The sequence below is a fragment of the Vibrio olivae genome (assembly GCF_042428525.1).
GTDB lineage: Bacteria > Pseudomonadota > Gammaproteobacteria > Enterobacterales > Vibrionaceae > Vibrio > Vibrio olivae.
The window spans coordinates 470,190-482,257 of the sequence record NZ_JBHMEP010000001.1 but is presented as its reverse complement, the minus strand read 5'-3'; the positions used below and the strand labels follow the sequence as shown (position 1 = coordinate 482,257).

14 protein-coding genes are annotated in these 12,068 nt (G+C 45.9%); all 14 read right to left on the bottom strand.

Translation table 11 applies throughout. The features are described 5' to 3' along the window. Positions 1 to 27: 27 nt before the first annotated feature. The 14 genes from nadA to ruvA all read right to left on the bottom strand — a co-directional run bounded on the left by nadA (position 28) and on the right by ruvA (position 12,017). A complete protein-coding gene (nadA, locus tag ACFFUV_RS02295; protein WP_390189374.1) occupies positions 28 to 1,089 on the bottom strand; it encodes a quinolinate synthase NadA in 1,062 nt (353 codons plus the stop codon). Positions 1,090 to 1,208: 119 nt separating this feature from the next. Then, positions 1,209 to 1,982, bottom strand: coding sequence for a tol-pal system protein YbgF (gene ybgF, locus ACFFUV_RS02290; RefSeq protein WP_390189372.1), 774 nt, complete (start codon positions 1,980 to 1,982; stop codon positions 1,209 to 1,211). Positions 1,983 to 1,998: 16 nt separating this feature from the next. After that, positions 1,999 to 2,541 (bottom strand): peptidoglycan-associated lipoprotein Pal, encoded by a 543-nt coding sequence (gene pal, locus ACFFUV_RS02285; RefSeq protein ID WP_390189370.1) that lies wholly within the window; start codon positions 2,539 to 2,541, stop codon positions 1,999 to 2,001. Positions 2,542 to 2,572: 31 nt separating this feature from the next. Beyond that, on the bottom strand, positions 2,573 to 3,925 hold the full coding sequence (tolB, locus tag ACFFUV_RS02280) for a Tol-Pal system beta propeller repeat protein TolB (protein ID WP_390189369.1): 1,353 nt from the start codon (positions 3,923 to 3,925) through the stop codon (positions 2,573 to 2,575). A gap of 12 nt (positions 3,926 to 3,937) precedes the next feature. Next, the gene (gene tolA / locus ACFFUV_RS02275) at positions 3,938 to 4,996 is read right to left on the bottom strand and encodes a cell envelope integrity protein TolA (RefSeq protein WP_390189367.1); all 1,059 of its coding nucleotides are present in this window, start codon (positions 4,994 to 4,996) and stop codon (positions 3,938 to 3,940) included. Positions 4,997 to 5,009: 13 nt separating this feature from the next. Then, on the bottom strand, positions 5,010 to 5,453 hold the full coding sequence (gene tolR, locus ACFFUV_RS02270) for a protein TolR (protein ID WP_390189365.1): 444 nt from the start codon (positions 5,451 to 5,453) through the stop codon (positions 5,010 to 5,012). 3 nt (positions 5,454 to 5,456) lie between these two features. Next, on the bottom strand, positions 5,457 to 6,140 hold the full coding sequence (gene tolQ, locus ACFFUV_RS02265; protein WP_390189364.1) for a protein TolQ: 684 nt from the start codon (positions 6,138 to 6,140) through the stop codon (positions 5,457 to 5,459). Continuing rightward, positions 6,130 to 6,549, bottom strand: a complete 420-nt coding sequence (gene ybgC / locus ACFFUV_RS02260) for a tol-pal system-associated acyl-CoA thioesterase (protein ID WP_390189363.1) — start codon at positions 6,547 to 6,549, stop codon at positions 6,130 to 6,132. The genes tolQ and ybgC overlap by 11 nt, the downstream gene beginning before the upstream one ends. 149 nt (positions 6,550 to 6,698) lie before the next feature. Next, a complete protein-coding gene (ybgE, locus tag ACFFUV_RS02255) occupies positions 6,699 to 7,004 on the bottom strand; it encodes a cyd operon protein YbgE (RefSeq protein ID WP_390189362.1) in 306 nt (101 codons plus the stop codon). After that, complete coding sequence (cydX, locus tag ACFFUV_RS02250; protein WP_390189360.1) at positions 6,994 to 7,107, bottom strand: cytochrome bd-I oxidase subunit CydX; 114 nt, start codon at positions 7,105 to 7,107, stop codon at positions 6,994 to 6,996. Before cydX ends, ybgE begins: the two co-directional genes overlap by 11 nt. Positions 7,108 to 7,119: 12 nt before the next feature. Then, positions 7,120 to 8,256: a cytochrome d ubiquinol oxidase subunit II gene (gene cydB / locus ACFFUV_RS02245; RefSeq protein WP_390189358.1), complete on the bottom strand. Its 1,137-nt coding sequence runs from the start codon at positions 8,254 to 8,256 to the stop codon at positions 7,120 to 7,122. 11 nt (positions 8,257 to 8,267) lie between these two features. Next, on the bottom strand, positions 8,268 to 9,854 hold the full coding sequence (cydA, locus tag ACFFUV_RS02240) for a cytochrome ubiquinol oxidase subunit I (protein ID WP_390189356.1): 1,587 nt from the start codon (positions 9,852 to 9,854) through the stop codon (positions 8,268 to 8,270). A 460-nt stretch (positions 9,855 to 10,314) separates the two neighbouring features. Continuing rightward, positions 10,315 to 11,319, bottom strand: a complete 1,005-nt coding sequence (ruvB, locus tag ACFFUV_RS02235) for a Holliday junction branch migration DNA helicase RuvB (RefSeq protein WP_390189355.1) — start codon at positions 11,317 to 11,319, stop codon at positions 10,315 to 10,317. Between the two features lie 83 nt (positions 11,320 to 11,402). Continuing rightward, positions 11,403 to 12,017: a Holliday junction branch migration protein RuvA gene (gene ruvA / locus ACFFUV_RS02230; RefSeq protein ID WP_390189353.1), complete on the bottom strand. Its 615-nt coding sequence runs from the start codon at positions 12,015 to 12,017 to the stop codon at positions 11,403 to 11,405. Positions 12,018 to 12,068 lie beyond the last annotated feature (51 nt).

Below are 12,068 nucleotides of genomic sequence, written 5' to 3'. Positions count from 1 at the left end.
TTTTTATTAATTCTTCACGCGAGGCGACTACGCGTTGCCTTTGACTTGCATATTCAATTGCTCTGCAAAGTCCAACATTCGATTGAGAGGAATCAAAGACTTCACTCTGACTTCTTCATCCACAAAAATTTCATGTCGCTTTCCACCTTCACGCAGCGCCTGTTCAATCGCTTGTAAGCCATTCATCGCCATCCAAGGGCAATGTGCACAGCTACGACAGGTTGCACCATTCCCTGCTGTTGGCGCTTCGATCAGTTCTTTTTCAGGGACTAATTGCTGCATCTTAAAGAAAATGCCTTTGTCCGTTGCGACGATCATTTTCTTTTGCGGTAGCGACTTCGCCGCTTTAATTAATTGACTGGTAGACCCAACGGCATCAGCAAGTTCAACCACGCTAGCGGGTGACTCAGGATGGACTAGAATCGCCGCATCAGGATAGAGGTTTTTCATCTTACGTAATGCATCGGCTGAAAACTCATCGTGCACCACACACTCACCTTGCCAAAGCAGCATATCGGCGCCGGTTTGTTTTGCGATATATGAACCTAGGTGGCGATCTGGCCCCCAAATGATTTTTTGGCCTTCGGAATCAAGATGTTCAACAATTTCAAGCGCGATACTTGATGTCACGACCCAATCTGCGCGAGCTTTTACCGCCGCCGACGTATTCGCGTACACCACAACTGTATGGTCAGGGTGTGCATCACAAAACTCAGTGAAGGTATCAACAGGACAGCCCAAATCGAGTGAGCATTCTGCATCCAACGTTGGCATCAAAATACGTTTTTCTGGCGTTAAAATTTTTGCCGATTCGCCCATAAAACGCACGCCGGCAATAATCAGGGTTTCCGCGCTGTGGCGGTTACCAAATTTGGCCATTTCTAAAGAGTCACCAACAAAGCCGCCCGTTTCTTCAGCCAGCGCCTGAATTTCAGGGTCGGTATAATAGTGAGCGATCAGCACTGCGTTTTCTTTTTTAAGTAACGCTTTGATATTACTAACGTGTACTTGTTTCTGTTCGTCGCTCAACGGGGTGGGTTTCGGCGGGAAAGGGTATACTGAATCTATTTTATCCAAAATATGGTTCATTGCTCTTGCTCTACGCAATTTCCGGTAATCCGCGCATTGTACACCCGAACCTAAAGTAGAATCAAAAGTTCAGCCCCCAGAAACGAAAAGAGGCGCCTTAGCACCTCTTTTTGATTGATTTATTTCAGCTGTTCTTTCGCCAAATTGGCTGATGAAGAGTTAGGATATTCCTCAATCACTTGCTGATAATATTTCTTGGCTTGCGCAGCGTTATTATTCCGCTTGGCGATATCACCAAGTTTAACCAGCGCATCTGGGCGTTTATTAGAATCAGCGAAGGTTAAAACCGCAGCAAAACTCTTCACGGCTTCTTTGTCTTGCTTCTTCGCGAAGTAAAGCTGACCTAACCAGTAATGTGAGTTGGGCGTAAAGCTTGATTGCGGATAGTCTTTTTGGAACTGCTTGAATGCGTCAATCGCGCCGTTGTAGTCACGTTTTTTGAGAATCAAGTCAACGGCATTTTGATAGGCTTCTTGCTCGCTGGCATTGGTACTGAACGTTCCTGCTGACGCTGAGCCATCAGACTGTTGCCCTGCGTTAGACGACGCCGCGGGCTGGGAATTCACTTGTTCACGAAGCTTATCAACTTCAACAAACAACTCACGCTGACGAGTCAACATTTGCTGCATGTCATAATTATTCTTTTCGATTTGTCCACGTAGATCGCTGATCTCTTGCGACATGCCATCAATTTGCTGCTGCATGCGCGCTTGGACAAGATTGCTATTTTGAATCAAGCGTTCAAGACGCTCAACGGTGCTTTCGTTGCCTGAGGAGGCACGTGAACCGGATGTGTTATTTAGATCAGATACTGGAGCTGGTGCAGCGAGCACGGAGCTCGCTGCACTTGCCAGTAACATAAGCGACGTTAAACGCTTGAGGTTACTGAACATAAGGCGTCACCTTGTCTTAGTATACAAGTACTGCGCGACGGTTTTTCGCGTAAACTTCTTCAGACTGGCCAAGTAGAAGAGGTTTTTCTTCACCGTAGCTTACGATAGAGATTTGGCTCTTCTGAACACCTAGAGCTTGTAGGTATTTCGCTACAGCTTGCGCACGACGTTCTCCTAGCGCGATGTTGTATTCAGGAGTACCACGTTCGTCAGCGTGACCTTCAACTGTCACGTTTAGATCTGGGTTTTTGCTTAGGTATGCAGCGTGTGCAGCAAGCATTTCTTCGTAGTCACCCGCGATAGTCGCGTTATCGAATGCGAAGTAAATCGTTTGCGATTCACGTAGTGCTTGCTCTTTTAGTTCTTGCTCAGAAAGTTGACCGTTTTCATCCATTGGAGAAACAACGGTGGTATCAACATTTGAAGAACCAGAAGTTGAAGTCGACTGATTGGTTTCTGTACCAGAAGCATTCGCCGCTTCATCGCTTGAACTACATGCTGTCACTGCTAGAACAGGTAGTGCAATTAGAAGTCCTTTAAGAACCTTATTAAGTTGCATTTTATTTTCCTTACTTTTTGATACTTACTTGCTACAAAAATGGTGACCACGCAGGCGCACGAACTCGCCCATTGGTTGCCGGTAATCTCGCTTTAAATCGACCATCAATCGACACCATGGAAAGAACGTTTGTCTTGTTGTAGATGGAACTGTAAATAACCATCCCACCATTTGGTGCAATACTTGGAGATTCATCTAACAATGTTTTGGTCAGAACCTGGACTGCGCCGGTTTCTAAATCTTGCTTCGCTAAGTTAAAGCCAGAATTACTCCGGTTCACCATGACAAGGAAGCGGCCATCAGGGGTAATTTGCCCACCGAGGTTTTGACTGCCCTGCCAAGTAATACGCTTAGTCGATCCGTCTGCCAAATTTACTTGATAAATCTGAGGTTTACCACCCCGATCCGAGGTAAAGATTAATGATTTGCCATCAGGATGCCAGAATGGTTCAGTATTATTTGATCTTCCCCTCGTAATCTGACGCAATTTACGAGTTTTTAAATCTAGAGTGTATACTTGAAGGCTCCCCGTCTTCGACAAAACTAAAGCTAAAGTATTACCGTCCGGTGAGAATTTTGGCGCCCCATTGTGTCGAGGGTATGACGTCAATTTCTCAGTTTTCCCGGTGTAGATATTCATTAAAAAGATTTCAGCTTGGCCGTTTTGAAAACTCACGTACGCAAGCTCTTTTCCGTCTGGGGACCAAGATGGCGACATCAACGGCTGCTTTGAGCGTAGAACTAAGCGTTCGTTGTAACCGTCATAATCGGCAACACGCAGCTGATAGGGATAGGTATCTTTATCATTCACGACCACATAAGCGATACGAGTCAAGAACGCGCCGCGCTCACCGGTTAGCTCTTCATACACTAAATCCGAGATGCGATGCGCATATTCACGCAGACGATTCCCCGGAACCGTAGCTCGCTTATTAAACAGCACATGATCGTTAGACAGTACCAGTTCGCCATCATCGCTTAGCGCTTTACTCTTTCCACTTGTCAGCTGCCCACGAACAATGTCTACCAGTTTATAACTGATGACATAGTTACCATCTGCGGCTTGACTGATGGTCCCCGTGAGTAATGAGTCGACACCGAGAGATGTCCAAGCATTAAAATCAATGTCGGAATCGGTATACGGGGTTTGCGGCATTTTGCTTGCCGCCACTGGGCTAAACTTACCACTGCGCTGTAAATCTGAGGCAATGACGCCAGACACATCTTGTGGAAGTGGTGATTGCCCTTCCCATTTAAAAGGCACTATCGCTATCGGGCGAGCTGAATCAATACCATCGGTAATGACCAACTCAAGCGCCGCATTGGCGATCTGAAGGCTACTTGCTAGTACAAGTACACAACCTAATACAATTCGCTTTAACACTAGTTATTCCTTTTACTGAGGTTCAACGGTTAAATTGATGTCTTTTAACTTTGCCACTACGTCTGGGTCGTTGGGTAATGGAAATGTGTTAACAGTTGCAACAGCACGTTTGGCTGCCGCACACAGACGGCTATCGCCATCCAAAATATTCAAGCTACCAACGATTGCTCCAGAGCCCGTTGGAATAAGCCGCAAGTTGACGCGACACTGTTTGCCGCGAAAACTGTCTTCTATCAGCAGTTGTTCACGAATCAGCTGGGTATAAATTGCACCATAGCGATCGGCTTCACTGGCAATATGTTTGCCACGTGCTGAGCTATTTTGCGCCGCTTCGGTTTCCAAACCTGAGAAAATATCATTCAAAGCGGCTTCCTGTTCTTTGCGTTGCTTTTCAAGACGCTCTTTTTCCTGACGCGCTTTCTCAGCCGCTTCCTTCGCTTGACGCTCTTTCTCTATGCGTTCTTTTTCCGCTTTTTCCGCCGCAATTCGTTCGCGCTCTGCTTTCTCAGCTGCCGCTTTCGCCGCTTTTTCATTGGCAATACGTTGCTGCTCAGCTTTTTCCGCTGCCGCTTGTTTCGCTTTACGCTCTTCTTCCGCTTTCCGCACCGCTTCTTGCTTTGCTTTACGCTCAGCTTCGAGCTTGGCAGCGCGCTCTTGTTCTTGCTTAGCGCGAGCTTCTTCTGCTCTGCGTTGCTTCTCTTTCTCTTGGCGCGCTTTTTCCGCTTCACGTGTCGCTTTAGCTTCTTGTGCTTGCTGCTGTTTTAACTTACGAATGCGCTCTTCTTCAGCTTTACGGTTTTGTTCAAGCTGCTCGCTTTCACGTCTGAGTTTATCCAGACGGTCTTGTTCTTTCTTCGCCGCCGCTTCACGTTGGCTGCGAATTTGCTGAGCCTGCTGTCGCACTGCCGCAGGATCGATAACGACGGCTTCAACCATCTGCCCACTGGCTTCGGGTTTGGACATAGTAAAATCCGCGCCCCACAATAACGCCGCAATCAGCGCCAAGTGTAAAGCCACTGACACGCCAACGGGTTTGGCATAACGATTATGTTTTGGCTTTTTTTCTTTCATGAAACCCTAGGACTTATTCCTTAATATCCGTTAGCAACCCAACTTTCGGGATGCCCGCTCGGCTTAATTCATCCAACACCAAAACCACTTCAGCATATGGCGTAGCCGCATCACCGCCTACGGCGACAGGCGAGTTCGGATTAATTGAAAGCTCAGCTTTGACACGAACAATCACGTCTTCCAGAGACAAACCGCGCTGCATATCTTCGTTGTTGACACTCAACCCCACTTGGCCCTGCTTATCCACTTCAACAATGATAAAGCTGGCGTCGCTATCGCCTGCTAACTCAGAAGCGGGTTTCGCTGTGGATGTTTTAGGAAGTTCAACATCCACACCTTGGGTAATAAATGGCGAGGTCACCATAAAAATGATCAGCAAAACCAGCATCACGTCGATATAAGGCACGACGTTGATTTCTGCCGTCATCTTACGTTTTTTTGGTTGATAGCCAGCCATGGACTACTCCCTACCCGCCATTGCTTGACGGTGAAGAATGCTGTGAAACTCTTCCGAGAATGTCGCGTAATTATGTTCTAACTTACCGACTTTGTTACTTAAACGGTTATATGCCATAACAGCAGGAATCGCGGCAAACAACCCCATTGCTGTCGCAATCAAGGCTTCTGCGATGCCCGGCGCAACCATCGCCAATGTCGCTTGTTTAACTTCACCTAAAGCGATAAACGCGTGCATGATCCCCCAAACAGTACCAAACAGACCGATATAAGGGCTAATAGAACCGACGGTGGCAAGGAATGGGAGGCTAGTTTCTAAGTCATCGACTTCTCGAGCTACCGCGACACGCATCGCACGCCCTGTTCCTTCCATAATATAATCAGGGGAAGAAGCGTTGGACTTTCTTAGCCGGGCAAATTCGGTAAAGCCAGAATAGAAAATCTCTTCAGTCCCGCTTAGCTCATCTTTTCGTTTATGAACTTCTTGATACAAGACAGAAAGATCTTTACCAGACCAAAACCTATCTTCAAATGTTTCTGTATCACGCGAGGCTTGTGAAAGCACTTTGCTTCTTTGGATAATCATCGCCCAAGAGGCCACCGACATACCAAGTAGAATTATCATTACCAGCTTGACTAAAAAGCTGGCCTGCAAAAACAGATCTAGAATCGAAATATCAGCGGTCACTACGATTGAACTCCATAAAAATTGATTGAGGGATCGCCTTAGGCCTCATTTTCTCAGTATCAATACATGCTACCTTAACCATTGTTTTACACAACGCCTTCCCTTTAGGATTAACGATCTCCTGACAGAAAGTGATAGAAGCCTTTTTTAAATCAGATATTGATGTTGTTACCGTTAGTTGTTCGTCAAGGCGTGCACCTTGCAGAAAATCGATATCCATGTGTCGGACTACAAAACCGATGTTTTGTTCCAATAAGGTGTGTTGAGATACACCCAGTGAGCGAAGATACTCGGTTCGAGCTCGCTCAAAGAACTTCAAGTAATTTGAATGGTAAACAATGCCACCTGCGTCTGTGTCTTCGTAATACACAGTCACCGGCCAGCGAAATATTGATTTATCCTGTAGCACAACAACGCCAACGACTCTTATTTATTAGACAGTTACTATAACGCAACCCAGGCGTACCAACGCAAGCCCTAATTGGGATTTTGAGGCTTGATGCGACAAAAAAATAGCACTGAGCCTTACGACTAGTGCTATTTATGACCAATTTGGCTTCATAACCAATAACGTGCGGTGAGATAAAGCAAGATGGTTAAACTAAAGTAAGGGCTGAAAAGCAGTTGCCAGTACCAGCGTATTGGCTTAAATCCGACACCAAATACCATACTTGAACATACCGCCCATATCAGTAGCGGCGAAATAATGGCATTAAAACCACCTATCGCTTGCGCGTATTGCTCAGGATCCCACATCACCATAACAACATGGTAGAAACCGAGAATTAAAGATAAGGCCCGCAAAGGGGCCTTATCCATAGCAACATGAAGCTTTGCTATTTTTTGAGCGAAATCACTCACCATCGCTGTCTTTGTCCATCATTTCAGAATGCTCTAGCCAAAGAGCATTGATGATGCCAAATGCGCATGCGAGCAATACGCCGAGAATCCATGCGAAATACCACATAGTCGTTGCTCCTTAGTAAAGTGAGTGCTTGTTGTCGTCGATGTATTTCTTATCAAGACGACCGAACATTTTGTAGTACGTCCACGTTGTGTAACCAAGAATAATTGGTACGAACACAAACGCAACCCCTGTCATTAGGTTCAACGTCAATTCACTTGAGGTTGAGTCCCATAGCGTCAAGCTGTGGCTCGGAGTTAAGCTTGAAGGCATGATGAATGGGAACATCGCAAAGCCTGCCGTAAAGATAACGCCAGCAATACCTAAGCTCGAGGTTAAGAACGCTAACCCTCCTTTCTCTGCGCGAGATGCGATGATGGTCAGTAATGGCATTACAACACCAAGAGCAGGCGCTAACCAAAGCAGTGGGTATTGATGGAAGTTATTCATCCAACCACCTGCAACGGTTTCCACTTCTTTCGCAATTGGGTTAGATGCGGCGTTACCATCAATCACACTGGTGATCACGTAACCATCAATGTTTTGTACCCAAATACCCGCAAGGACAAAAGTCACGACCGTAAGCAAACCACAAAGTTGCGCAGCACTACGAGCACGCACATGCAGAGAATCGGTGGTCTTCATTTGTAGCCAAGTTGCCCCCTGCATAACAATCATAAATACGCTAACTAAACCACATAGAATCGCGAACGGGTTCAACAATCCAAAGAACGAGCCATGGTACGTCGGCATCAGGAACTCGTTGAGGTCAAACGGTACACCTTGCAACAGGTTACCAAATGCCACACCAAAGATAAGCGGTGGAACAAAGCCTGAGATGGTAATTGCCCAGTCACACACATTACGCCATTTTGGATCGTCCAGTTTTGAACGGTAGTCCAAACCGAGTGGACGTAACCAAAGCGCCGCAAGCGTGATAATCATCGCAAAGTAAAAACCAGAGAAAGAGGTCGCATACACGAGAGGCCACGCTGCAAATAGCGCACCACCCGCCGTAATTAACCATACTTGGTTTCCATCCCAGTGAGGGGCTATCGAGTTAATCATCACTCGACGCTCACTGTCATTTTTACCGAGAATTCGAAGTAGCGCACCTACGCCCATATCGAAGCCATCAGTCACTGAAAATCCGACCAGCAAAACACCGATGAGTACCCACCAGATGAATCGCAAGATTTCGTATTCAAACATTCTTTTTCTCCTTACGCTTCGACTTGGCGACTAACTTTATCGTCTAAAGAGTTCGCGTCTTGTTCGAAATGGTAACGACCTGTTTTCAGGCTGCTTGGTCCTTTACGTGCGTATTTCACCATTAGGTACACTTCCGCAATCAAGAATGCAGTGTACAGCGCGAGAATCGCGAATAGTGACGCCCAAATTTGACCGGCTTCAAGCGCAGAAGCAGCAGCGTGCACAGGAAGAATTTCACCAACGGCCCATGGTTGACGACCGAACTCGGCAACAAACCAGCCCGCTTCAATCGCAATCCAAGGAAGTGGAATGCTAAGTACTGCCGCTTTCATTAACCAGCGATTGTGTTCGATTTTATGACGGCATGTTTGAATGAACGCCGCGCCAAATACGAACAGCATGATAAAGCCACAGACGACCATGATACGGAACGACCAGAACAGAGGCCAAACCGTTGGGATAGAATCATCCGCAGCCGCTTGGATATCCGCTTCTGTTGCGTCAGTGACGTTTTCTGTATGACGTTTAAGTAGCAGACCGTAACCTAGGTCACCTTTCACTTCTTCAAATGCTTGCGCGGTTTCTGGTGTTTGGTCACCTGCGCGCAATTTCTCAAGCAGATCATAGGCAATCATACCGTTACGGATACGATCAACGTGCTCTTCGCGTAAATCACGAAGGCCAGTTACTTCTTCATCAATAGAACGAGTGGCGATAATCCCCATTAGGTATGGAATTTTAATCGCGTATTCCGTTTCCATTTTCTCTTGGCTTGGTAAACCAAATAACGTAAAGGAGGCAGGAGCAGGCTCGGTGTGCCATTCTGCTTCAATCGCCGCCAATTTTACTTTTTGAACTTCACCTAATTCGTAGCCTGACTCGTCCCCGAGTACGATAACCGACAACACGGCAGCAATACCAAAAGAGGAAGCAATGGCGAAAGAACGACGGGCGAATGCAACGTCGCGACCTTTAAGAAGGTAGTACGAGCTGATGCCTAGAATAAACATTGCGCCGGTCGTGTAACCAGAAGCGACGGTATGCACGAATTTAACCTGAGCGACAGGGTTAAGAACAACTTCTGCAAAGCTCACCATTTCCATACGCATGGTTTCGAAGTTGAAGTCCGCGCCAACTGGGTTTTGCATCCAACCGTTGGCGATCAAGATCCATAGCGCTGAGAAGTTTGAACCCAGTGCCACCAGCCAAGTCACCACTAAGTGTTGACGTTTAGACAGACGATCCCAACCAAAGAAGAATAGGCCAACAAAAGTGGACTCTAAGAAGAATGCGACCAATGCTTCAATCGCAAGCGGTGCCCCAAAAATATCACCTACATAATGCGAATAGTAAGACCAGTTTGTACCAAATTGAAACTCCATGGTTAAACCGGTGGCTACACCAAGCGCAAAGTTGATACCGAAAAGCTTACCCCAGAACTTTGTCATGTCCTTGTAGATTTGCTTGTCAGTCATTACATACACTGATTCCATGATAGCGAGTAAAAACGCCATACCAAGAGTCAGAGGTACGAAGAGGAAGTGATACATCGCTGTAAATGCGAATTGCAATCGCGATAGATCAACAACGTCAATCATGATAACTCCTATGTGTCGGCTGAAGACACTTTCCGCATAAAAGACATCAAACGGCCAATCGTTAATGCAACATTAAACATGTTGAAAACAATCAATAGCTTGTTGCAATTATGTACCATTATGGTTAGTTAATTGTTAAGCATCAGCTAATATAGCTGGGGCTAATATTACTGCTAAAGAACCTAGGTTTCAAAAGGTTTATAGGAGGATTCCGCTTTGATTTAGATCAAGTTTAGCGTCGCCATTTCGCTCAAAAAAGCATCACATTGATCTAGATCAAAGGATATCGCATAAGTATGTTAATGCTTAGTAATTTTGTACGGGATATTCTTGGAAGGGTAGCACAATGAATTAACAAAGTTCTCAAATCGGTTACTTATCAAGCCATCAATAAATATCAAAAAAGGCGATCAATATCACAATTTATGGCAGTGTCAGCTTATTCTGACACCACTTTTTATTAGCGGTCGAGCCCAAAATGTAAATACGCACGGTCTGTCGCAATACGACCTCGAGGTGTTCTTTGTAAATAACCTTGTTGAATCAAGTAAGGTTCTAACACATCTTCGATGGTTTCTTTCTCTTCGCCAATAGCCGCTGCCATGTTATCTAATCCAACAGGACCGCCGCCAAACTTTTCCATTATAGCCAAAAGTAACTTCCGGTCCATATAGTCGAAGCCTTCGGCATCGACATCAAGCATATCCAGCGCTTTATCTGCGATGGATGCGTCAATGTGGCCGTTACTCTTCACTTCAGCGTAATCGCGTACGCGACGCAGCAATCGGTTAGCAATTCGTGGCGTGCCACGCGCACGGCGCGCTACTTCTAATGCGCCTTCCATATCCATCGACAAATTCAGGTATTCGGCACTACGCTTAACAATGTCTTGTAGGTCGGCCACTTTATAGTATTCAAGACGTTGAGTGATCCCAAAGCGATCGCGCAGCGGCGAGGTTAAAGACCCCGCTCTTGTAGTTGCACCAATCAAGGTAAATGGCGGCAAGTCGATTTTAATTGAACGAGCGGCAGGACCTTCACCAATCATGATGTCCAGCTGATAGTCTTCCATCGCCGGATACAGCACTTCTTCAACCATGGGGCTTAAGCGGTGTATCTCGTCGATAAATAGCACATCATTTTCTTCAAGATTGGTCAGCAACGCTGCAAGGTCGCCGGCTTTTTCTAACACCGGACCTGACGTTGTGCGAATATTCACATCCATTTCATTGGCGACAATATTAGCAAGTGTCGTTTTACCCAGGCCAGGAGGCCCAAAAATCAGTAAATGATCTAACGCTTCACTACGTAGCTTTGCCGCCTGAATGAATATTTCCATCTGGTCGCGTACATGGTCTTGGCCTTTATAATCAGCCAGACTCTTAGGACGAATAGCGCGGTCAATCACATCTTCTTCTTTAAACACGGGATTGTCCGGAGCAATAAGGCGATCAGCTTCGATCATAAATGGCAAACCTTGAATAGAATAAGTTTAATTGTTTGGAGAAACCGTATTGCTAGGCAACAAACAGCGCCTAACCTCTGCATTTACACCATGGATTTTAATGATTCGCGAATCAGATCTTCGCTATTCATTCCGTCAGAATAAATTTTTGAAACCACTTTCGAGGCTTGCGTTGACTTGTAGCCTAGCGCTATCAACGCGGCGATTGCCTCTTCTTCGGCACCAACAGAGTGCGAGGCTGGTGAATCCGCAGGAGCAGCATCGGTAAAGGGTGTAAATAAGTCACCGGCCCCCCAGCCTTTTAACCTATCTTTCATTTCGACAACCAGACGCTCTGCGGTTTTCTTACCAACCCCAGGTAACTTCACCAATGTCGAAATATCTTCATTATCAACACAAGTTACAAACTGTGTCGCCGTCATTCCAGACAGAATACCCAGCCCGAGCTTTGGCCCAACTCCATTCGCTTTAATCACTTCACGAAATAGACCGCGCTCTTTGGTATTGTTAAATCCATAAAGTAACTGTGCGTCTTCACGAACCACAAAATGAGTGTAAATAACGGCTTCTTCACCGACGTTGGGTAACTCGTAAAAACAACTCATTGGCATTTGGACTTCATAGCCAACACCATTGACTTCAATTAAAACTTCAGGGGGTTGCTTTTCGAGAATAATGCCGCGTAAACGTCCAATCACTGTGTCATTCCTAGTTATCTCTTGTCGTTGCTATGAATCATAATAAATTAC